We start from the raw sequence: 21,451 nt of genomic DNA, 5'->3' as shown, positions 1-21,451 counted from the left end.
TCTCGCCCAGCGTGGCCGGGCAGGCTATCGATGAAAACGCGGTGAATCATCCGAGCGCGCTGCCGATCTTGTCGTTCATAGTGTCGTCGCCGCCGTCGATGCAGTTGGCGTAGACGCGGAGCAGGACGGCGACGCCGTGGCCCAGGCGCCGGGCGACCTCGGTCGGCGGGACGCCGGCATTCAGCCAGAGCGAGGCCGCCGCGTGCCGCAGGTCGTAGGGACGCCGGACCAGCGGCGAGGCGACCTGCGAGTCCGTCAGAGCCTCCTCCCGGGCGAGTTTCCACCACCGGTCGTAGACCGACTCGGACAGCGGACCACCGTGCAGGCCCCGGAAGAACCGACCGTCCGGGCCGACCCCGTGATTCTCGACGTGCGCGCACAGCAGCTCGACGAGCCGGGGCGGGATCGGGACGGTCCGAGTCTCGGCTCTCCCCCGGTGCTTGAGTCCGCGCCGCTCGTGGGAGCCGCCGTCATCGGTCCAGTGCGACCCGGCGCGCGGCGAGGTGCCGGCGAGCACCAGGCGGCCCCAGCGATGTTCGATCTTCTCGTGGTCGCAGGACCGGGAAGGCTTGACCGCCGCCAGGTCGTCGAAGTCGGCCCCGCAGTCGGCACACCGGCCGGCAAGGTCGCAGTCTTCCCGCCGTAGGTCTGCGGCTTCCGAGGGACGCATGCCCGCGTAGTAGAGGCAGCCGAAGAACGCGGTGACCTTGTCGGCCCGTTTGCCGAGAGATTTCACCGCCTCCAGCAGGGTGGCGACCTGCGCCGGGTTTGCCACCACCCGCCGGTCGATGGACTGCGCGACCTCGGGAGCCGTCCACTGCACCCGGTCGACCGGGTTGGAGTCGATCAGCTCCAGCTCGACGGCGTACCCGAGCACGTTGTAGAAGGTGGCCCGCTTCCGCTGGACGGTGGAGGCAGCCGCGGGCTTGCCGTCGAGGCGTACGCAGAGGCTGTCGAGGACTCGGCGGACCATCGCGGGTGAGTCCAGCTCGACGACCGGCAGGGACGCGGTTTCCAGCCAGGCGAGGGCCGCCGCGTGCTCGGTGGGGATCTCATCGGACCAGCGGCGCGGGTTGAGGCCGTAGAGGTACAGCGCCTCGCGGAGCAGGGCGTCAGCCGGTCTGCCCCGCTTGGCCGGGCGGGTCAGGGTCACCGTGATCGAGGTCAGCGCCTCGACGATCGACCGCCGGGTCTTGGCCGCCGCCCGGGGCCACTTCATCTCGACGTACGCGCGGCTGTGCGCGTACCAGGTGGTGGGGTTCTTGGTTCTGGCCTCGGAGACCGGGCGGCCGGTGGCCGGGTCGAAGGGCTCCCCCGCGTTGGCCGCCTGGACCAGCTCGGCGCGGAACGAGTGCGCCAGGGCTTTGGTACGGAACATGTCCTCAAAGCGCTGGCCGCTCACCGCCCAGCGGACCCGCCAGGGCCGAGCCTTCCGGTCGGCGCGCTTGCCGATCTCCCAGATCTGGACCTCGTAGCTCTTCATGCGGCGTCCTGCTCCAGCTCACCGAGCCACCGACCGAGCGCCGACCGGCGGACCCGAAGCTGCCCGTTCGGGAGCTTGATGACCCGTGGCCCCTTGCCGGTCTGCCGCCAGTAGAACCAGGTCGAGCGCGGTACGCGCAGCTCGGCGAGCACTTCCGGCACGGTCAACAACTCCTCGTTCACTGCGTCCCCTCCCCGTCGTGCTGTGCGCTGTGCTGAGTTGCCGAGAGATCTGTGGACCCCTGCGCGGCGCGGTCCTTGGCGGCGAGCAGTTCGGCTCGCCAGCGGGCGCGTTCGCTGATGGAGCGCATGAGCCGGTGGGTCAGCGGGCCCACGTCGGGGTCGTCGGGTCGGGCGAGTTCCCAGGCGTGCCGGATCCGTTCGGCGGTGGCGCCCTGGTCGTCGACGAGCTGCCCGGCTGCGCCGCTGTCGGTGGTGGCACCGAGCAGGGCCCGCACCCAGGCCCGCGCGTCGTGCTTGTGGTCGGCGAGGGTCTTGCCGGACCAGTCGCGGGAGATGAGGATGCGCCGGCCGCCGATGCCGAGGGTGTCGCGCTGGTGGACCTTGCCCTTGCAGCGGCCCGGCTTGAGCTTGGCGTGTGCCTTCTTGGGCTGGACGCCGTAGAGCAGCCAGTTGGCGCATCGCTCGGTGCAGGGTGTGAGCTGAAGTTGCTGCCAGAGCCGGTCGAGGTGCTTGCGTTGCCGGTCGGTGGTCGCCTTGTGGCAGTCGCCGGTGTGCTTGGTGATGTACTTCGTGACGTACCGGATGGTCCGTTCGGCGTCCTCGGTGCCGGGCATGACGCCGCGGGCGTCGACCTGGGCGCCGAAGCGGAGGACGTGCACCGGTTCGGCGTCCGGGTCGTCGTCGATGGCGTCGAGGGCTTCCGTCCAGGTGGTCAGCGGCTCCCGGGTGTCCGGGTCGACCCACGCTGACGTCTGCTCGTCCCAGACGGGAAGCCGGTCGAGGGTGTAGCGCTGGACGTTGACCGTCGGCCACCACACCTGGTGATAGGTGGCCGCCGCGACGGTGCGCAGGACGTCTCGGGGGATGGTGCCCCGGATGGCGAAGTGGGCGTGTGGGGCGAGCCGGCGTTGCGGCTCGACGCAGCCGGCGTACTGGACGTTCCAGCCCTCGCAGCGGCGCAGGTTCTGCCAGAACCGGTCGAGCAGCCGCGGGAAGTGCACGGCGTCCCAGGCTGCTCGGCGGTAGTCGTACCGATCGGGGCTGACCGGGGTGCCGTCGGGGCGGACCGGGCCGTACGAGTCGAGGGTGAGCGTAAGCCACATCGATGGCCGGTAGGTCGAGCCGTCCGGGGCGGTGTAGGTCTTACCAACGGTGCGCCGCTCGACCTTGCGCCGGGGCAGCTCGGGCGCGTCCTGACGCCGCTTGGTGGAGCGCTTACGCCGGCGGCCGGGCTCCTCGTCCTGGTCCTCGTCGACGCTGGCGTGGGGTGGACCGACGCGCCCGCGCAGGCCCTCGGCGGCGATGGCTTCCTCTACCTCGCGGATCGCCTCGTCGAGGTCGGTCACCTGGTCCCACTGTGCGGCGCGCACGGCCTCGTCGCGGGAGAACTCCAGGTGTGCGCGGAAGAGGATCAGGGACTTCTGTGCCTCGGTCGCGGGTTCGGGGCCGGGTAGCGGTTCGTCGTCGCGGTGCCAGCCCTCGCGGATCTGGGCTTGGCGTAGCCGGCGGTTCTTCTTGGCGCAGGGCGCGCACCTGTCTTCCCGGGTCGCGCCGCAGGGCAGGTCGATGACTTCGGTCAGGCCGGTGTCGAGATCCGTGCGGCGCATGGCGAGAGGGCGCACGCAGACGCCGTACTCGGCGGCGATTTCCTTGAGCACGTCGACCGAGCGGGGCAGCGCCATGCGGGCCGCCCGCGACCCCGGCCGAGGAGCAGCAGCCGGGGTCGGGGCGGCGGAAGCGAGGCCGGGCAGGGTGGGAGCGGTCATCGGATGATCCCGACGACCTGGGGTCGGTTGGGCTGGACGACGCCGAGCGGAGGCAGCACCGCGGCCGGTGCCGGGCGGACCGCCGGAGCGGGCGCGGTCGGCTGCTGGGGCTCGGGCTCGGTGACGACTTGCTCGGGAACCTCGTAGGTCCAGTCGACCGGCGGTTGATCCGGTTCGGGTGCCGGGGCGGGTGCGCTGGACAGGACGACCTTGACCAGGGCGAGGAACGCCAGCGACGGCACGGCGGCCACGATCCAGCCCCACACGGACGGTTCGGCTTCCGCGACCTGGGCGGCGAGGGAGAGCAGGGCGAACGCGACCAGGAGCACGCCGACCAGGCCGACCGGGCGACCGGCGCGACGGCGGGCGCGGATCTCCAGGCCGAGGTAGATCGCCATCAGCTCGACGGCTACCGCGTTGGCCCAGCCGATCCAGTCGGGCTGGCCGTGGGCCACGGTCAGGTCGTGGACGTGGGTGAAGGCGGCGGCACCGGCCATGGTCCCGATGGCGATCAGGATCAGCACCCGGACGCCGGACTCGGCTCGATGGCGGATCATTCGAAGTCGCCCTCCGGGATGCGGATGGTGACGGTGATGCGGATGCGCTGCCCGTCGAGGTCGTCCCGACGGCGGACCATGTGCGCCAGGCCGTGCAGCGCGGCGGCGAGCCGGTCCGGGGAGCCGTCCAGGTCGATGTTCAGCGGCTTGATGCGGTGTGTGCCGAGGAAGAAGCGCTTGAGGGACATCGGGACTACCTCCGGTCCGGGGTGACGCGAGTACGGATGTGGTCGGGCGGGTCGCCGAGGGAGGCGACCGCTTCGGAGAGGCAGCGCCACAGCGCCCACGCCTCGTCGGGGGTCAGGTGCATGCGGCGCCGGCCACCGCCGACGGCGAGATAGACCGGGTACGGGTCGGGCCGGTCGGGGTCGACGCGGACGGATACCGCCGTGCTGCTCGCGCCGTCCGGGTTCGGTGCGCGGAGCCGGTAGAAGGTCGGGGCGGTCACCGCGACTCACCCCCGTCGGCGTCGAGGATGTTGCGCAACGCGTCGGGCAGCAGTGGCCCGCGACGCTGCCGGGGCAGGGCCGGCCGGACCGGTTCCGGTGTCGACTCGCGGCCGACCTGGGCGAGGATGTCCGCAGCGTCGGCCGGAGCCGGGTATTCGCGGGCGAGATCGCGGATGTGGTCGTCGGTGACGTACGAGAAGCGGACCCGCATCGGTTCTGGGGTGCCGTCGAGGATCACGTACCCGACGCCCTTGGCCCAGCGGGGCATCTGGTCGGCCAGGGCCCCGCGGTTGCGGGCGCCGTCGCCCAACACGAGGTCGACCTGTGACGCCTCGGTCAGGCCGAGCGCGATGCGAGTCGGGAACAGGTCCCGGAACGGCAGCACCTCCTTGCGGGGGTCCTGCAACGCGGCCACCACCAAGACGCCGACACCGGCACCCTGCGACAGCAGCAGCCCGAGCGAGCCGGCGATGCGCTTACGCAGCTCGACGTCTTGCAGGTACGCGGTCAGCGCAGCCATTTCGTCGATGACGACCACGACCAGGGGGTCAGCCTCGGTCGGGGTATGCACCCGGACCCTGCCAGCGAGCCGGGTCTGTCGCTCCCGCATTACGGCCACGGCCTCGTCGAGGAGATCTGCCATTGCCTCAAAGGACTTGCAGGCGAACCGGGCGAACAGCGGCCGGCCCATTGCGAACTCCATCCCGCCCTTGGGGTCGATCACCCAGAGCCGGACCAGGCCGGAGGTGATGCCGCCGGCCAACGCGCGGACCAGCGACCAGAGCACCGAGCCCTTGCCGGACCGGGTGGCTCCGCCGATGAGGACGTGCGTGGCGAGCAGGTGCAGGGACCAGGTGCCCAGGTCTTCCCGCCGGGCCAGCGGCAGCGCGGTGAAGTCGGGGACGGCCGCGGCGTCGAACGGTGCCACCACCGGTCGCAGAGCGTCGGTGCGGACGAGGACCAGGTAGACCACGGTCGGCCGGTCCCGGAGCCGCACCCGGTCCACCAGCCGCAGCAGCAGCGCCAAGTAGCCGCTACGGGTCGGCGGGTCGTCGGGCCGCTCGGAGTAGACACGGGCGTGCCTCCGGCCGAAGGCGTACGCGAGGTTCGCTGTGACCTGTTGGAAGTCGGCCGGGGTCTGCCCGCGGACCATGCGGATGGTCAGCACATCGAGGGCCTGATCCGAGCGCACGCGCAGCAGCTCGGGCAGGACGGCGCGACGGTCGTACGTCTCGGCCAGGCCGCAGAGGGTCATGGCCTCGTGCCACGCCCGCCGGTAGACGAAAACCTGACGGAACCGGCCGAGCAACGGCCCGCCACACCACCGCCACCAGGACGCCTCATTGCGCCACCGCCACAGAGCCGCGACCGCCGACGCCAGGACCAGCGGCACGACCAGGCCCGCCCAGCCGTAGTCGGCGTAGAGGACGACGGCGAGCACGACCAAGCCGACGGTGACCGGGTGGCGCAGGCACCACCAGCAGCCCCGGGCGAGCCAGCGCAGCACCATGCCGAGCACGACCGCCCACATCGGCAGGACGAACCGCTTCGGCCGGATCACCAGCAGATCCCCGGCGGTCGTCAGCACTACCTCGCCACGCGGCCGGCGCATCATCGCGCACCCCGCAGCGACACGAACCGACCCGACGAATCCCGGACCGAAGGGAACGAAAGAACGAGCTGCCCGACGCAAAGCGGGCAGCGGTCAGCCGCCCCGCCGGAAGGGTCGAACCGGGACTGACACACGCCGCACCGAGGCTGAGCCGGGGCAGGCGAACGCCTACGCTTGGACACGTCACTACCTCTCTCGACAGAGCAGGGGGAAGAGACAGAGGGCGGGGCTGCCGTCCGCCAAGACCTGACAGCCCCGCCCCCACCTGATGCGGCTACGCCGCCGCCTTCTTGGTCACGCCCGCCGGAGCGCGCATGCCGGTCGCGCGCAGCGAGTACGCCATCCGGTTGTTGTTGGTCACGTACGGCGTGACCGTCATGCCGTCGAACTCCACCGCCTCGAACGGGGCACCCGTCGGGGGCACCGGCTGGTAGTCGGCCGAGATCTTGACCGTCGTCTCCCGAGACCGCTTGCCGAGCTCCGGGTCCAGGTCCATCACGCGGACCTGCCACACCCGCTGGCCGGTCAGTTTGTCCTTCGCCGGGCTACGCCGGCCGGTCTTCTCGTCGTAGTCCTCGACCTCACCCAGGGACTCGGGGACCAGGGCGCATCCCGCCGGGAACACGTCCTCACAACGCACGGCGAACCTCGTACCGCCACGCAGAGCCATTGCTCAACCTCCAGGTTGTTGGCATGTCTGCCAAGTTGAGACTCCAAGGTAGACGTCACTTGGCAGACAAGTCAACAACCCCCTCACCCACGCCCGTTTCACGCCAGAAGTGGCCTATGCCCCGCTTGCAATGACGGGCTGAAATTAGGAGATGGACACCAGAGGCGCCGTGGATCTAGGGCTTCGCATTAGCGAGGACCAAGCTCAAGCCCATACCCGCCGCTCCAGAAATTTTCCACTACAAGCAATTGCAGGACTTGCTGCCCTCCTGCTCGGCGGCGCAATAACCCTTTACGCTTGGAATGAATATTCCAGATCCACCAGGAACCCTCCGCCACTACAGGTGAACGGCTTTGCCATTTTTTACGTACCTCGCGATTCGGAAGACGTAAACCTGAAAATTCTACGGAGGGACGACTCTGAAATGGGCGAATTAGTCACCTATCGAGTGAACTTCCGCACCCCCTCCAAGTCTCGCTGCGCTCCATTTCGACTGCTGCTATCAGCGGACGCTCAACTAGACCTGTCTAGCCAAACAGGAATTGATCTCGCCGTCGGCACAGTCCCCCTGCGCCGAACCGTGGCAGGGGTGCGCGAGGCATACTCTTTGCCGGCACAGGCAGTTAGAGGCAATGCATGCAAAGAGGGCAGCCCGGGGGCCCCCGAGGAATTTATGGGACAAGTCTCCGGCCGACCCCTGACCCCATGGGTAACAAGGTCAGACGCCCTTACCACCGTCAAGGCACCCGCCCTATATCCCGCAGAAGCAGACCGCACTAGACGCTCTCTCGGAGATCTTGCCTCCCGCCGACCCAGCCTTGGGCTAAGCATAAAAGGAAGCCTTCAAGAAGTCGAACTTACGCGAATACCACCTGGGTACAGGGTAGACGCAGCCTCAGCCAATTTGTCAACGTCAGAGAACGGTCTCGAATGGCGCTCGTCGTCCGCAAGGGCTCTAGAAGTATGGGCTACGCTCGCATCCTCATCCGAGGATCGAATACGTGAGTCTCGCCTATTCATAGCGGGTGCACTGATAGGCCTAGCCGCCAGTCTAGCATTTTGGGGCATTGACTACCTAATTCCCACTCTCGCCAATTTTCCGACCCGCAGACGACGCCGATTGATGAGGCACGAGCATTCACGGGATTAGCTGATCCACGCCTGGGTACATGCAACTCATGGCAGTGGGTCGAAGGGAAAGCCTTGATAAGGATCATTCACGCCCACCTGGCGTGGACGACAGGACGGTTGAAGCGTTAGGTGAGTTGAGCAAGGCCCTGGAGACGGTCCACCGCGTACGAGGCCACCTGTATTCGGCGCACCAGCTCGTAGGCGGCGCGGACCTCACCCTCGACCGGGTGGTGAAGCTGCTCCGGGAGGCCGGTCACGACGAGACGGCCGACCGGGTCGAGCATGAGCTCTTGGGACGCAACCTGCTACCTGGCCGTTGGACCTTCCAGATCATGGAGGAGTTCGATGATGGCTACTACGCCGCGTTCCAGGAGATCGAGCGGGACGCACGGGAGAAGCTAGCCGACGGTCGGCGGCACATCTACGAAGCGGAAATGAAGGAGCGGCGACGTACCCACGGCATGCCGGGGCACGAGGCTAAGCCAGAGGAGTGAGGGGGAGACCGTTCGGCAGCATCGAGGCCAGGGCGTTGGCTCTGGCCTCGATGATCCTCATTCGAGCCTGATACTCGGCCGGTTCGCGATGCGCGGCCTGGCTGGTCACCTGACCGGGCCATTTGCGGTAGAGCAGGCCGTACTCCCGGGTGAAGTAGCCGGCGCTGACGGCGCTGGCAGCGAGCAGCAGGCCCGTGTCCTCGGAGGCGGGGAGCGCCATCCAGCCGCCCAGGGCGAAGACGAGATCCCGCCGTAGGCACAGAGTCGCCGGGTGCACTGATGCGCGGTAGTCGTTGGCTTGCCAGAACGACAGGACCTCACCGCGGTCGACGACTCCGCCATCTGGGTCCTTGTCCCATCCGGCGGTCGATCCGTCGGGCAGCAGGTCGAGTACCCGCGAGGTGGTCCAGCCGATGTGCGGGTGCGCGTCGAACGCGGCGATGTCTCGGGCGAGCGCGCCGGGTGCCAACTGGTCGTCAGCGTCCAGGACCTTGATGAGGTCACCGGAGACCCGGGAAAGGGCGAGGGTACGGGCGACGCCAGGCCCACCGGGACGGCCGGTCCCGAGACTGATCCGGGGATCGTCGGGCAGCACGTCAACCAGGGCGCCGGTCTGCCCGTCCTCCTGGACGAGCCATTGCCAGGCCCACCCGGCCGGCATTTCCTGCTTGGCCAACGACTCGTAGGCGCCAGCAAGGTGCTCGATGCTGGGCGCGTGGACCGGAGTGATGACCGAGACGAGCTGCGTCAAGTCTTCCACCGCTGGAGCTTGTGGGAGTAGAAAAGCTCCGTCCGGTCACCCGGCATCACCACGTCGGCAACCTCGACGACCCGGCCCGTGGTGTCGACCGAGGTCTTCCGCACGGTGAGCACGGAGACGCCCGGGTCGATGTCCAGAAGTTCGGCCTCATCCGGGGACGGCGGACGCGCCCGGATCTCGTCATCGATCCGGTCCAGCTCGATGCCGAGCGTGTAGAGCTGGTGCTGCGTGCCGCCGGGCCACGGTTCCTTGCTCTCGTCGAGCAGCTCCGGGTTCGCAGCCACCAGGTCGTACGGCAGATAGGAGTACGACACGGTCAGCGGCGCGCTCTCGCGGCGGGAGGACGTCCAGTAGACGCGGCGCAGCAGCGGCGTACCCGGCTCAACCTGCAAGGCCGCCGCCATCTCCGCATCCGCCTCCACCCGCGAGTACTCGGCGTGGAACTTCAGGTCGTCAACGGTCAGGCCGGTGTCGTGCTCGGTGGCGCCGGTCTTCAACCGCTCGGCCTCGTCGAGCAGAACCCGGTCCTTCTCCCACTGATACCGCTCGCTGTTGCGACGGCGTACCCGCTGCCGAGGTGCCCGGACGTAGGTCCCGCGCCCCTGTTCGGCCCGGACAAGGCCCCATTCTCGGAGCTGCCGGATGGCGTTGCGCACGCTGGTACGGGAAAGGCCGGACGACTCGGCCAACTCAGTCTCGCTCGGCATGAGGGTGCCCGGGGCCATCTCTCCGGCCATGATCTTTACCCGCAACTCCTCCGCGAGTTGCAGGTAGCGAGGGCGCCAGTCCCGGCCATGCACACCGGTCACCGTACCCCCTAGACGTTCCAACGTCTGCCAGGTGGTCCCGCCGGCGGGCCGCTCGGGAACCGGTGGGACCGTTACCGCTGCTCGCGGCGGCTGCCCACGACGTGGGCCAGGAGTACGGGGAACGGCCACGCGCCGACGGCTGCCCGGGTTCATCACGCCTCCCCCGTCCAAGGACGCCGGCTGACCGGTGCCCCCATCACCTCACGGGCACCCGTCAACTCGTCGATCAACCGGTCGAGTTGCGCCGCCGAGAGAAGCACGGTCTGCGTCGCGCCGTAGCGGGTCGCGTCCAGCTTGACGGCCAAGTCGCGACGCGCGAACCGGTCGATGAGTAGCTGAAGGCTGACCCAGCCGGTTCGCTCCCGGCCGATGGTGGCGATGAAGCCACGGTGCATCGGATCGTTCGGTCCGCAGCCCCGGCACCATCCCGGACATGTGACCGACGGGACCGACCGCGGGGCGCTCTCGGTCATGGACAGGCCCTCACTCATCGCCAGCTCCCCGGTCGCCGCCGGCTTGCTTCAGGAGACCGCGCAGATGCTCGACCAGTTGGGCCACCTGGGGTAGCGACAACTCCGCCCAGCCGTTCCCCGCCCGGCACGTGGCGTGCACGGCGACCAACGGCGCCAGGGCGTCAGCACCGATGAGGTAAGTGACGACGGCTCCGCTCGACCGGATGTCACCAACCCGGAGCATTGGGCCTCGGTGACGCCGGGCCATGTGTGCCATCAACGGCGGCACCAGATGGCCGCAGCGATCCGGAACGCACCAGCTCGGGTGACTCGTGATCTCGGTCGCCTTGTTCGTCCGCCTCATCGCCACCGCCCACCATTGCCTCGGTAGGACTGCGCCAGCGTCATCAACGGCGCGTAGCGCAACGTAGGCAACTCCCGAGTCGGTACCCCAGCCCACCAGTACGTCGGCGCGGCATTGGTTGGCGTGCGCCGCATTGGCGAGACGTGGCTGTCTGCGACAACAGCCCGCGAACGCCTTGAGGACCACCAGGACGAGAACCAACCGCGCCGACGATGAGAGCCGGACATCGCACCTCCACAGGTAGGCGGGGACCGGTGGCCAGCTACGGGGGAATGCAGCCGGCCACCGGCCCGGATGAAGGCACGGCGCACCGTCCGACACAGACGGGTCGGGTATCGCCGAGCCAACTTGTACGCGCGGCTACCGCAACCGGTCCGACAGGACGCCGCGCATCAGGTGCGACCAGGGCCGGCACGACACCACCCCTGATACGAACCGTCACCCTGGCCGCACACCGGGAAACGTACCTACAAGTGGACGTGTTGTCTATACGTCGAACCGGGTTACTTGGTTGACACTTGGTAAGACAAGTGCCAGGTACCGTGAGCGGGTGCCCACCCCGCACTATGGCCAGCCCCGCTACCGCGTCATCGCCAACGAGCTGAGACGACGCATCGAGAGCGGAGCTATCCCGTCGGGCAGCCTCTTGCCGGCGGAGAGCGCGCTTACCGCCGAGTTTCGGGCAAGTCGCGGAACAATCCGCCAGGCCATCGCCGTCTTGCGGGATGAGCGCATGGTCGCGACCGAACACGGCCGCGGCACATACGCCAACCCATATCGCCCAGAGGACGGACCAGCCAAAGGACCCGAGGTTGAGACACGAGAGCGCCAGGTAGCGGCGGATCCGGAACTTGCGGCGCTTTTCGCTGTCGAGGTAGGTGCGCCCCTGGTCGAACAGCAGAATGTCACTCTGATGAATGGAGCTATCGGAGCCGTCGTCAGGATCTACCGGCTACCAGGAGCGACGCGGTAGGTCCCTCACGAACCGTCGATACCTCTTCAAGGCGGCCCGACAAGCGGGCCGCGCCGCCGCCACGACGCGCGGCCCGGCCCCTTTGCGTTGCGCCAGGGCCCGGACCACGTCAAACGCCCGTCGGCTGGCGCCGAAAGCGGGGAGCCCGACCGGGCCGCAGAAGAACGACAGCCCATTGACGGGTGAGGGTGGGCCGGCAGCCGGCCGGGCCGCGCGGCCACGAGCCCGCGCGGCGCACGGGAGCGCACGCCGGGTCCCGTCGGCGAACTGGCTGCGGTCACGGGGTTTCGGTTAGTGCGCCTCCGGCGGGGGCGCAACGACTACAGGATGACCCACGCACCGTCCACGCGCTGCGGTCCGTGGGTGGTTGCGCAGGCCATCCCGCCAGCCGTCGACCCAGGCGACCACCGCCCGACCCGCCAGCGTCCGCACAAGCCGTCAAGGCCCGCTTGACGTGGCGGGCTGGCGGCCCGCTTCCTAGCCGGGCGGGTCGGCGGCAGACAGCGAGGATGGCGCCTTATCGGTCAAATACCTCATGTGGCGGCGAAGGTCATCTGATCAGAGTGACCATGCCCGCTCGCCGAGTGAGATCGTCCTGGTGGAGTCAAGTACGGCCCCTCGGTGACCCGACGTCCTCGTCCTCGACGACTACGGTGTACAGGTCGACTCGCGGCAGGTCGGCCTAGTGACCGAGGCAGGGGATGCATGAATGAGTAGTAGGTTGGCGCTGACCTGGATGAATCAGGACCAAGCGCTGTTGCCCGATGGCAAGGGCGGTTACGACTGGGTGAAGCGAGACGACCCACGGGTAACTGAGGTGCGACTCCTTGAGGAGACCGCCGCAGTAGGGGACGTCGCGGGAACTCCGGCCGACAACCTATTAATCATCGGCGATGCACACGATGCCCTTCGCGCTCTGAACCGGACGCCCGAATACGCCGCAGAGTACAAGGGCAAGATCAAGCTTGTCTACATTGATCCGCCGTTTAACACGCGACAAGCCTTCGAGCAGTACGACGACAACTTCGAACACAGTGTATGGCTCACGATGTTCCGCGACCGAGTCCGCGAGATCGCTCGGCTAATGGCAGACGATGGGATCATCTGGGTTCATCTCGATGACGCCGAGGTTCACCGCGCCCGTCAAGTGCTGGATGACGAACTAGGCATCGGCTCGTATCTAGGGACTGTCGTTTGGCAGAAGGCCGATGGCCCCCGGAACGATCTGCCCAATTTCTCGACCGACCATGACACTCTGCTCGTGTACGGCAAAACTGCGAAAGCCAAACTGAACCGGAGCGCTCGCGACGAAGCCCTTAACTCAATATATAAGTCTCCGGACGGCGATCCGCAACCATGGTACGACGGCGATCCAACGGCGCCTTCGGCTCACCGTAACCAGACCTGGGTCTATGCCATCCAGTCGCCCATCACTGGCGAGCTTCTGTACCCCACGAACGGCCGATGCTGGGCGACCAAGCAGGAAACGGTGTTCGCCGCGATGTCCGAGTATGCGTCCTACGAGCTGCGGCTACTAGATGACGACGTGAAGCGTGCGAGGATCTGCGGCGTAACAGTGGACGAAGTCAGAAAGGGCGTTCCGGCCCTCATGCTTACTGTCCCGCTGGACGAAGCCCGAAGGAGCGCCGAAAAGCGCAAGGCGTCGGGAATCTGGCCGGAATATATCTTACGCCCCAAGGGCACCCTGGGACGTAAGCGACCTCAGCCAAACACGGGATCTAACACCCGCACAATGTGGTTCAACAATGAGGTGGGCCATAACCGGGAAGCAAAAGCTGAAATCAAGGCACTGTTCCCTGGGGTCAGCCCGTTCGCGACCCCGAAACCCGAGAGGCTGCTGAGGAAGATCATAGAGGTATCGACTCAGCCGGGTGAGATCGTGCTTGATTGCTTCGCTGGTTCCGGTACGACCGCAGCTGTCGCCCACAAGCTTGGTCGCCGCTGGGTAGCAGTCGAGGGCATTGAGTCGACAGTTCGCGATTTCACATTTCCACGGCTCACCAAGGTCATTGACGGTTCAGACCAAGGCGGCATCTCCGTGTCCAAGTCGCGTATCCCCTTGGTCGAGCTACCTACAGACGTAACCGTGGCGGCCCTCGACGACGCGCGGAAGGTAGTACAGAAGCTACTGGATGCGGGCATCATGGATGTGGATCGCGATGCCGTCCTCGAACTTGTGCGGCAGATGCGAACGAAGCCAGTCCGCAACCAGATCTGGGCGGGCGGTGGTGGGTTCCGAGTTCTCAGCGTGGCACCCCCACGCCTATCCGTCGAAGGTGAACTCGTTTTCCTCGCCAGCCTTTCTCCCGAGGAGCTTAGCCGGTATGTGGCCGCCCAGCTCGGCTACACGCTGACTCCAGACCGGAGGGGAGTCGCTGGCGTCAAAGGCCGCGATGCGCTCATCGTTGTGGCCGGGGTGATCGACGAGGAGATCGTGCACTACGCGGTTTCACTGACCAACGCTGACGAGACGGTCACCATCGGAGGCACAGCTCTGCACCCGCGGTCAACTCTGACCCTTGCCGCGCTTCGTCCCGGCTCGCGGGCCTTCAAGGTGCCGGACGGAATCATTAAGCGATCGAAGGTGACCCGATGAGCTGGATTGAGTACGACGTTCAGTTGGTTGAAGCCATCAGTGCACGTCTAGATCTTCGCAGCCCGAACCGTCGTGCATTACACGTGGTGGCTAAAAAGCTGTCACCGGGCGACGGTCAAGAATGGATCTGCGACTTGGCCACAGGGGTCGGCAAAACTTACCTCGCCGCCGGCCTGTTGGAGTACCTGGCTGAAAGCGGAGTGCGCAATGTTGTAATCGTCGTACCGCTGGACGCTATCTATGAAAAGACGATCGCAAACTTCACGCCGGGCGCAAGGAAGCACATCCCTGGCGCGGACTGGGAACCCGCCGTGGTTACGGTCGAGAACTTCAAGAACTCAGCCGAGGTGATGGCTGACCCGAATGTTCTCAAGTTGTACGTGTTCAAGGTTCAGACGCTTTTGAAGCCTACCGAGGATGTAAGGCGCCGGGTGCACGGCGTTAACGAGAATATCGGCGACAGCCTGTACGCCCATCTGCAGTCGCTTGATGACCTGGTCGTGATCGCTGATGAGCATCACGTATATTCCGGTGATGCCGAGAAGTACGGGGCGGCGATCCGCGATCTCGGCGCCCGAGCAGTGATCGGGCTAACCGCGACGCCGAATGGACGGGACGTCACCGCAGGTCGGGTCATCTTTCGTTACTCATTGGCTGAGGCCATCGCTGACCAGCTCGTTAAGATTCCCGTCGTTGTATACCGGGGCGACGGTATAAAGGATGAGCGGTCCCAGCTTGCGGATGCCTGCCACCTCCGAGACGTTAAGGAGACTGCTTGGCGGGCCTATGCCCGTGCCATAGGACGTGGGCCAGTCATTCCCGTCTTGTTTGTAGTGTGCCAGACGGTTGCTGATGCAGAACGCGCTGCAGAGAAGCTCTCCGCTGATTTTCTTCCTGGTGAGGGTCAGGTTCTGCTAATCACTGGTGGTTCCAGTGATGCGGCGCTCCGAGCCTTGAAGGGGGTTGAAGAGCCTGAGTCGCCTGTACGTGCGGTGGTAAGCGTCAACAAGTTGAAGGAAGGCTGGGACGTCAGGAACATCGGTGTGATTGTCGGCCTGAGGGCTCTAGCTTCGGAAACACTCACTGAGCAGGTTCTCGGGCGAGGTCTTCGCCTTCCGTTCGGCACCCGCACGGGCATCGAAGCGGTCGATACGGTCGATATCGTTGCACACGATTCATACCGGGAACTCCTCGCCAATAAAAAGGCGCTACTTCAGCAAGTGTTGGAGGAACGTGCCCAAGCCGCACAGGAATTAGCTGCCGCTCCAACCGTTGAAATTGACAAAAGTGGCGCTCGGTCGGACGAGGCGACGGCTGCTGGTCCACCGAGTACGCAACTCGGGCTGAACTTTGTGTTCGGCGGGGATGGCGACCAGGGCCTGCCAGCCGATCCATCTCTGCTGCTTAAGCTGCAAGAGTACGACCAAGTTGTGGCAGAACACGAGTCGGGCGCGGCTGCGACTGTCAAATACGTCGAACCTGTAGCCGGCGCGCCACGTATACGGTTCCCTCGGCTCGAACGACAGGCGATTCCGCAGAAGTTCAGTCTTCGACTTGTTACCGAGCAGCACGCGAGGAACTTGGGAAGAAAGTACCTAACCGATGAGACGGTTTACATGTCTCGGGTAGCCCTCGACGCCCAACGCGGAATCGATGGTGAGGTCGTGTTGGGCACTCGCTTCCTGGAAGAGGAGAAGGCTTACCTGGAGTACGTCCCCATCAGCGCCGTGAAGTCCCAGCTTGAGGCTCGAATTCTCGGTCTCGGCATGGTCGAGTCGACCATCACTGAATACGCGGCAACCAGGGACGTCATCGGTTGGTTCCTTGAGGGGGCTGGCGTCGCAGGTGATGGGAAGGCGGCTTGGAGCGTCAAGCGGACGGCGTTAGCAACCAAGGCGTTGGAGGCCGCGATCATAAGCGCCTACGATTTGCGTGCCAGCAGCCCCACTTGGCAATTCAACGTGGTCGAGATTCCAGTGCTGCCGCCGACACGCATTCTTCCGTCGCCCATCTATTCCCGATGGCAGGAATTTCTGAAAGGCGCCTGGTACGGCGAATGGGTGCACAGCGTCGAGCCCGTTGCATCCTTCGATGCCAAATCCACTGAGTGGGTCCTAGCGTCTATCCTGGAGCAGGCGTCTCAAATCAAGTGGTGGCTGCGGGTATACACCAATGGCCCTGTGTGGATTGAGCATGAAGGCGGCAAATACTTTGCAGACTTTATCGCCATCGATGTCAGTGGTGATCATTGGCTGATTGAGGGTAAGGCTGACGACGACGCGAGTGACGCAGAAGTCGTTGCTAAGCGTCAGGCCGCCATGGCGTGGGCGCAACAGGTGAATAGCGCCGGAACCTATGGCAAGTGGCATTATCTTTTCGCAACTGAAAGCGATATTCGTGCTGCGAAGGGGCGCTGGCTAGACCTCGCCAAGGGTATCTCGACGTAGAACCACTAGCAGAGGTGGCACGGCGCGGGTCGGGGCATCAGGACTCTTGCCCCGACCCGCAAGGCCGCCTGCTCGTCAACTCTTAGGTGATCTTCGCCCGATCACGGCTCCCACCGCTGCGATGGCCCCCGATGTCGTCGCGCTGATAGCGGCGATGGCAACTGTGGCCACGTTCCCTGCAGCCTCGCGGGTGAGCACGACGATGCCGAAGGTGGCGACAACGGCCAGGACGTTGGCCAGGATCACGCTTGTCAAGGCACCTCGTTCGGCCTCAACTTCGGCGTTTTGCTGGCGTCGCCTCGTTCGTCTGGCTACTCTTTGCACGTTCCTACCTCGTTACAAGTCGTTACGGACGAAGTTGCGGCAGGCGGGAACCTGCGGCGGCCCTAGGGGTGCCACCCTGGGGCCGCCACTTCTGACGGTCTTGCTGCCGTCCGTGACTGTAGTGGCTCTGTCGCGCGTTTGCGGCAAGTCCGTTACACAAGACGGAAGTATTTCTCCGATGAGAGATGAGCCTGGCACGGACCGGGCTGAGGGCCTCTCACCGACCGACAGCAGCGGTGACAGCGACAGGCCCGGACGAGGGCATGCACTGACGCAGGGGTGTGGAGAATCGCCCGAGCTCGCGAACGCGGACAGACGGCCAGAACGATCTGCACAGAGCTTGTAAGCGAGACGTGTCCGTTCCCACATCTCTCAGTTGCCTACCGCCATTCCTCACACTGCTGCCGATTTCTTCTGTTCTGGATCAAGGCGCCGCGCTCCGCGCGGCGCCGGGCGGTAACCCGGCCGGCGGCAAGCCGCCCCGGCCGCCTCCGGCGCCGGGGCGGAGAGCCACCGACTGCGCCGGACCGCCGCCCCGACTCTGCTCATCCGGCCGGCGGCACGACCACGGCCAGGCGGTACGGAAGCCAAACCGGTCGGACTCGTCGCCGGTCAGGGCTTCCGACTGCCGCGCCAGTCCAACCCCGGGACTGGCTTGCCCCCGGTCCCTCTCCCGCAGCCGGCGACACCTCACCGCGGACCCCTCAGCCGATCACCACACGCACGGACTCCGGCAGGCACGGACCGAGACACCAACCGCAGCGTTCACGGTCCCGGAAGAGCCCTCAGCGGGCAAGATCGACCTGCCCACCATCTGCCCACAACCAGTCGTAGACGGCTGGACTCAGCCGGACCAGGCCGGACAGACGACAACGGCCCCCGATCAGCATTCCTGCTGGTCAGGGGCCGCATCTGCACCTGGTGGCGGGTAGAGGATTCGAACCTCTGTAGCTTTCGCGACGGATTTACAGTCCGCTCCCATTGGCCGCTCGGGCAACCCGCCAGGGCACACCACCGCGTCGCAACGCGGCGGCGGAAGCAAGGATAGCGGTTGCCCCCGGCACTACCGCAACCGGGTACCGTCAGGAGGTCCCACGCTGGTCAGTGCGGGACGGACCAGGACAGACCGCCGGACAGCAGGAGCATGAGCATGGCAGCGAACCCGTCGTTCGACATCGTGAGCAAGGTCGACCGGCAGGAGGTCGACAACGCCGTCCGCCAGTCGGAGAAGGAGCTTTCGACGCGGTTCGACTTCCGCGGCACCGGCGCCGAGATCTCCTGGTCGGGCGAGGAGGCGATCAGCCTCCAGGCGGAGACCGAGGAGCGGGTACGGGCCGCGCTGGAGGTCTTCAAGGAGAAGCTGATCAAGCGGAACATCTCGCTGAAGTCGCTCGACGCCGGCGAGCCCCGGCCGTCGGGCAAGATCTTCAAGATCGACGCCAAGGTGGTTCAGGGCATCGACTCGGACAAGGCCAAGGCGATCAGCAAGAAGATCCGCGACGAGGGCCCGAAGGGCGTGCAGGCGCAGATCCAGGGCGACCAACTCCGGGTCACCGGCAAGAAGAAGGACGACCTCCAGGCCGTCATCACGCTGCTCAAGGGCGAGGACTTCGGGCTGGCGCTCCAGTTCACCAACTACCGGTAGTACCGGCCGCCGGCCGTCCACGCGGCGGCCGGCGTTCTGCCGTCAGGCAACTTCCTTGGGGTACGGGCCAGGCATGAGGTCGGGTGGGGGTCATGTCCCCCGCGATACTCCTCCCCTACCGGCCGGTGCTCGGTCATCCGGTGCTGCGCCGGCTGCTGCCCGGCCTCGCGACCTCCGCCCTCGGTGACGGGCTCGCCCTGGTCGCGGTGACGTGGCTGGCGCTGCAACTCGCCCCGGACGGGCAGCGCGGCACCTGGACGGCGTTCGCGGTGGCGGCGTACACGCTGCCGGGGGCGGCCGGCGCGGCGCTGCTCGGCCGGTGGCTGGGTGGGCGTAGCGGGGCGCAGCTCGCGGGCTGGGACGCCGGCGTGCGGGCGGCGGCACTGGGCGCGATTCCGGTCGCGCACCTCGCCGGGGTGCTGGACGTCGGCCTGTACATCGCTCTGCTCGCGGTGTCCTCGCTGCTGCACCCGTGGGGGTCGGCCGGTCGCTTCACGCTTGTGGCAGAGCTTCTGCCGCAGCGGCACCACCTGGCCGCGAACGCGCTGCTCGGGGTTTTCGGCCAGGCGGCGACCATCGTCGGCCCGCCGCTGGCCGGTCTCCTCATCGCCTGGGTCGGCCCGGTGTGGGTGATCGCGATCGACGCCGTCAGCTTCGCCGTGCTGGCCGTCAGCTACCGCCTCGTCGGCCCGGCCGCCCGCCACGCAGACAAAGGCCGCCACGCACTCAAAGACCGCCACGCGGGCGAAGACCGCCACGAAGACGAACCGACGTCTGGGTTCCGGATCATCGCGCGGGACCGGTCGCTGCTCGGACTCCTGTCGCTGTCCTTCGCGTTCTTCTTCCTCTTCGGCCCGTTCTACGTGGCCATGCCGGTGCACGTCACCGACGACATGCACGCCTCAGCCGGGACGCTCGCCGCCTACTACACCGCGTTCGGCGTCGGCTCGCTGCTGGGCGGCCTGCTCACCGGTCACCTGCGCGGCTGGCGGCTGCGGACCGCGCTTGCCGGCATCGTCACCCTGTTCGGCGCCGCGCTGCTGCCGCTCGGCCTGGGCGCGCCGGTGCTGCTGTCGCTACCTGCGTTCGCGCTCGCCGGCCTGGTCTGGGCGCCCTACCAGCCGACCGCGACGGCGCTGTTCCAGCGCCGGGCCGGCACCGCCGACCTGCCTCGCGTACTCGCGGCGAACGGGGCGTTCGCCGTGCTGGCGGTGCCCCTGGGCACCATGCTCGGCGGTCCGGCGACCGCGCTGCTCGGTGCGCGGCCGACGCTGCTGGGGTGTGCGGTAGCGATCCTCGCGCTGGGCCTGCTCGCGGCCGGGCTCACCGTACGCTCGGGCCGGGGAGCCGCCGGAAGGAGGCGGGACCGCCGTCCGAAGCCACCCGACGCCACAGGTAAGCCCCCGGACCCCGCAGGTCAGCCCTCGGACGCCACCGGTCAGGCGGCCAGTGACTGCTCGGCGCGTACCGCTGTGGCCTCCGCCCGGGCGATCGGGCCGGCGGGCAGCGCGGCGACCGCGGCCCCGACGGCGACCGCCACCCCGGCGAAGATGAACGCCCAGGACACGCCGCCGGCGTGGTCGATGATCAGGCCGGCGATCGAGCCGCCCGCGGCGCTCGCCGCGACCGACATGGTCACCACCCAGGTGTACGCCTCGTTCAGCATGCCGGCCGGGGCGATCCGCCCGACGAGTGTGTTCTCCAGGGTGAGCGCGGGGGCGATGGCCGCGCCGCCGAGCACCAGCGCGACGCCGAGCGCGGCCGGGCCGGGCATCACCGCGAAGACGGCGAAGCTGGATGCCACGGCGCCGAGCAGCCAGGCGAACTGGCGGGTCATGTTGGCAGCGGGCTTGCGTACGCCGAACCAGAAACCACCGATGGCGCTGCCGATGCCCCAGACGGCGAGCAGCACACCGGCCAGGCTCTCCGGGTCGTCGGCGCCGGAGTTCCCGGCGAAGGCCGGGACGATGACGCCGGAGGCGCCGAACGCGATGCCGAGGCTGGCCACGCAGAGCAGCAGCGCGGGGAAGCCGCCGATCCGCAGCGGGCCGAGGCCCCGGGCGTGATGCTCGCGCGAGTGCGGGCGCCAGCCGCGCATGACCTGGCCGAACGCGACGGCGCCGGTGCCGACCAGGGTGACCACGGCGGCGCCGACGAGCGCGGCGGAGGCGTCGGCGAACAGCACGAACCCGGCCACCAGCAGCGGGCCGATCACGAAGACGACTTCGAAGAGGGTGGTCTCGGCGGCGAGCGCGGTGTTGCGCAGGTGCGCCCGGCCGGTGGCGGGGGCGGTGAGGTCGTTCCAGGCGCCCCGGATCGCGGCGGTGAGCGGCGGGTACGTGGCACCGGCCAGGCCCGCCGTCAGGTAGATCAGCGCGAGGTTGCCGGTGCCGGCGCGGGTGGCGACGAGCAGCCCGATCAGGGCGAACGGGTGGGCCAGCGCGGTGGCCAGCAGGACGGGTCTGGGCCCGACCCGGTCGGCGATCCGGCCGGCGATCGGGCTGAGCGCGGCGCCGGAGAGCGCGTAGATGCCGCCGGCCACTGCGGCGAGGGAGTACCGGCCGGTGACCTGCTCGACGACGAGCAGCAGCGCCAGCGGGGTCATGCCGATCCCGAGCCGCCCGATGATGCCGAGGACCAGCAGCATCGGTGCGCCGGGGATCCGCCAGACGCCCTGGTACTGGCGCAGTGCGGCCACTGTCGGACCTCCAGAGGG

At 67.4% G+C, this 21,451-nt stretch carries 18 protein-coding genes, 1 tRNA gene and 1 pseudogene; 6 read left to right on the top strand and 14 right to left on the bottom strand.

Features of this window, described 5'->3' with window-relative positions; translation table 11 throughout:
• Nucleotides 1-46: 46 nt before the first annotated feature.
• The 8 genes from ACSDG8_RS20795 to ACSDG8_RS20760 form a co-directional block, all read right to left on the bottom strand.
• On the bottom strand, nt 47-1,483 hold the full coding sequence (locus ACSDG8_RS20795) for a tyrosine-type recombinase/integrase (RefSeq protein WP_439427166.1): 1,437 nt from the start codon (nt 1,481-1,483) through the stop codon (nt 47-49).
• Nucleotides 1,480-1,644 (bottom strand): helix-turn-helix transcriptional regulator, encoded by a 165-nt coding sequence (locus ACSDG8_RS20790; protein ID WP_425736882.1) that lies wholly within the window; start codon nt 1,642-1,644, stop codon nt 1,480-1,482. The genes ACSDG8_RS20795 and ACSDG8_RS20790 overlap by 4 nt, the downstream gene beginning before the upstream one ends.
• 17 nt (nt 1,645-1,661) lie before the next feature.
• Nucleotides 1,662-3,431, bottom strand: coding sequence for a replication initiator (locus ACSDG8_RS20785; protein ID WP_439427165.1), 1,770 nt, complete (start codon nt 3,429-3,431; stop codon nt 1,662-1,664).
• Nucleotides 3,428-3,988, bottom strand: coding sequence for a DUF2637 domain-containing protein (locus tag ACSDG8_RS20780; RefSeq protein WP_439427164.1), 561 nt, complete (start codon nt 3,986-3,988; stop codon nt 3,428-3,430). The genes ACSDG8_RS20785 and ACSDG8_RS20780 overlap by 4 nt, the downstream gene beginning before the upstream one ends.
• A complete protein-coding gene (locus ACSDG8_RS20775; RefSeq protein WP_013473706.1) occupies nt 3,985-4,176 on the bottom strand; it encodes a hypothetical protein in 192 nt (63 codons plus the stop codon). The genes ACSDG8_RS20780 and ACSDG8_RS20775 overlap by 4 nt, the downstream gene beginning before the upstream one ends.
• A 5-nt stretch (nt 4,177-4,181) precedes the next feature.
• Nucleotides 4,182-4,436 carry a hypothetical protein gene (locus tag ACSDG8_RS20770; protein WP_091426450.1) on the bottom strand — a complete coding sequence of 85 codons (255 nt, stop codon included), beginning with the start codon at nt 4,434-4,436 and terminating at the stop codon, nt 4,182-4,184.
• Nucleotides 4,433-6,049, bottom strand: coding sequence for an FtsK/SpoIIIE domain-containing protein (locus ACSDG8_RS20765; protein ID WP_439427163.1), 1,617 nt, complete (start codon nt 6,047-6,049; stop codon nt 4,433-4,435). Before ACSDG8_RS20765 ends, ACSDG8_RS20770 begins: the two co-directional genes overlap by 4 nt.
• Before the next feature lie 274 nt (nt 6,050-6,323).
• Entirely contained in the window at nt 6,324-6,719 is a 396-nt protein-coding gene (locus ACSDG8_RS20760; RefSeq protein ID WP_151015314.1) for a transcriptional regulator, read from the bottom strand.
• Nucleotides 6,720-7,888: 1,169 nt separating this feature from the next.
• On the opposite strand from ACSDG8_RS20760, the gene ACSDG8_RS20755 reads away from it, so the two are divergent.
• Nucleotides 7,889-8,344 (top strand): hypothetical protein, encoded by a 456-nt coding sequence (locus tag ACSDG8_RS20755; protein WP_439427162.1) that lies wholly within the window; start codon nt 7,889-7,891, stop codon nt 8,342-8,344.
• Here the strand turns inward: ACSDG8_RS20755 and ACSDG8_RS20750 are convergent.
• The 3 genes from ACSDG8_RS20750 to ACSDG8_RS20740 form a co-directional block, all read right to left on the bottom strand.
• On the bottom strand, nt 8,328-9,104 hold the full coding sequence (locus ACSDG8_RS20750) for a glycosyltransferase family 2 protein (RefSeq protein ID WP_439427161.1): 777 nt from the start codon (nt 9,102-9,104) through the stop codon (nt 8,328-8,330). The two genes, ACSDG8_RS20755 and ACSDG8_RS20750, sit on opposite strands and share 17 nt — an antisense overlap.
• Entirely contained in the window at nt 9,092-9,913 is an 822-nt protein-coding gene (locus tag ACSDG8_RS20745) for a GntR family transcriptional regulator (RefSeq protein ID WP_439427160.1), read from the bottom strand. The genes ACSDG8_RS20750 and ACSDG8_RS20745 overlap by 13 nt, the downstream gene beginning before the upstream one ends.
• A gap of 152 nt (nt 9,914-10,065) precedes the next feature.
• Complete coding sequence (locus tag ACSDG8_RS20740; RefSeq protein WP_439427159.1) at nt 10,066-10,404, bottom strand: precorrin-4 C11-methyltransferase; 339 nt, start codon at nt 10,402-10,404, stop codon at nt 10,066-10,068.
• Nucleotides 10,405-11,279: 875 nt separating this feature from the next.
• On the opposite strand from ACSDG8_RS20740, the gene ACSDG8_RS20735 reads away from it, so the two are divergent.
• The 3 genes from ACSDG8_RS20735 (at nt 11,280) to ACSDG8_RS20725 (ending at nt 16,766) form a co-directional block, all read left to right on the top strand.
• Nucleotides 11,280-11,702, top strand: coding sequence for a GntR family transcriptional regulator (locus tag ACSDG8_RS20735; protein WP_439427158.1), 423 nt, complete (start codon nt 11,280-11,282; stop codon nt 11,700-11,702).
• Between the two features lie 721 nt (nt 11,703-12,423).
• Complete coding sequence (locus ACSDG8_RS20730; RefSeq protein WP_439427157.1) at nt 12,424-14,319, top strand: site-specific DNA-methyltransferase; 1,896 nt, start codon at nt 12,424-12,426, stop codon at nt 14,317-14,319.
• Complete coding sequence (locus ACSDG8_RS20725) at nt 14,316-16,766, top strand: DEAD/DEAH box helicase (protein WP_439427156.1); 2,451 nt, start codon at nt 14,316-14,318, stop codon at nt 16,764-16,766. Before ACSDG8_RS20730 ends, ACSDG8_RS20725 begins: the two co-directional genes overlap by 4 nt.
• 75 nt (nt 16,767-16,841) lie before the next feature.
• On the opposite strand, the gene ACSDG8_RS20720 is transcribed toward ACSDG8_RS20725, so the two are convergent.
• Nucleotides 16,842-17,012, bottom strand: coding sequence for a hypothetical protein (locus tag ACSDG8_RS20720; RefSeq protein WP_439427155.1), 171 nt, complete (start codon nt 17,010-17,012; stop codon nt 16,842-16,844).
• A 997-nt stretch (nt 17,013-18,009) separates the two neighbouring features.
• Nucleotides 18,010-18,093, bottom strand: a tRNA-Tyr gene (locus ACSDG8_RS20715).
• Between the two features lie 147 nt (nt 18,094-18,240).
• Here ACSDG8_RS20715 and ACSDG8_RS20710 point away from each other — a divergent pair.
• Nucleotides 18,241-18,735, top strand: a complete 495-nt coding sequence (locus tag ACSDG8_RS20710) for a YajQ family cyclic di-GMP-binding protein (protein ID WP_210899208.1) — start codon at nt 18,241-18,243, stop codon at nt 18,733-18,735.
• Nucleotides 18,736-18,827: 92 nt separating this feature from the next.
• Nucleotides 18,828-20,066: pseudogene (locus ACSDG8_RS20705) on the top strand (MFS transporter); the annotation flags it as partial.
• 107 nt (nt 20,067-20,173) lie between these two features.
• Here ACSDG8_RS20705 and ACSDG8_RS20700 read toward each other — a convergent pair.
• Nucleotides 20,174-21,433 carry an MFS transporter gene (locus ACSDG8_RS20700; RefSeq protein WP_210899210.1) on the bottom strand — a complete coding sequence of 420 codons (1,260 nt, stop codon included), beginning with the start codon at nt 21,431-21,433 and terminating at the stop codon, nt 20,174-20,176.
• Between the last annotated feature and the right edge of the window lie 18 nt (nt 21,434-21,451).

Origin of the sequence: Micromonospora sp. LA-10 (genome assembly GCF_051853095.1) — a bacterium.
GTDB lineage: Bacteria > Actinomycetota > Actinomycetes > Mycobacteriales > Micromonosporaceae > Micromonospora > Micromonospora echinospora_A.
Note: the sequence above shows the minus strand (reverse complement) of the source record. Positions and strands in the feature narration are given on the sequence as shown.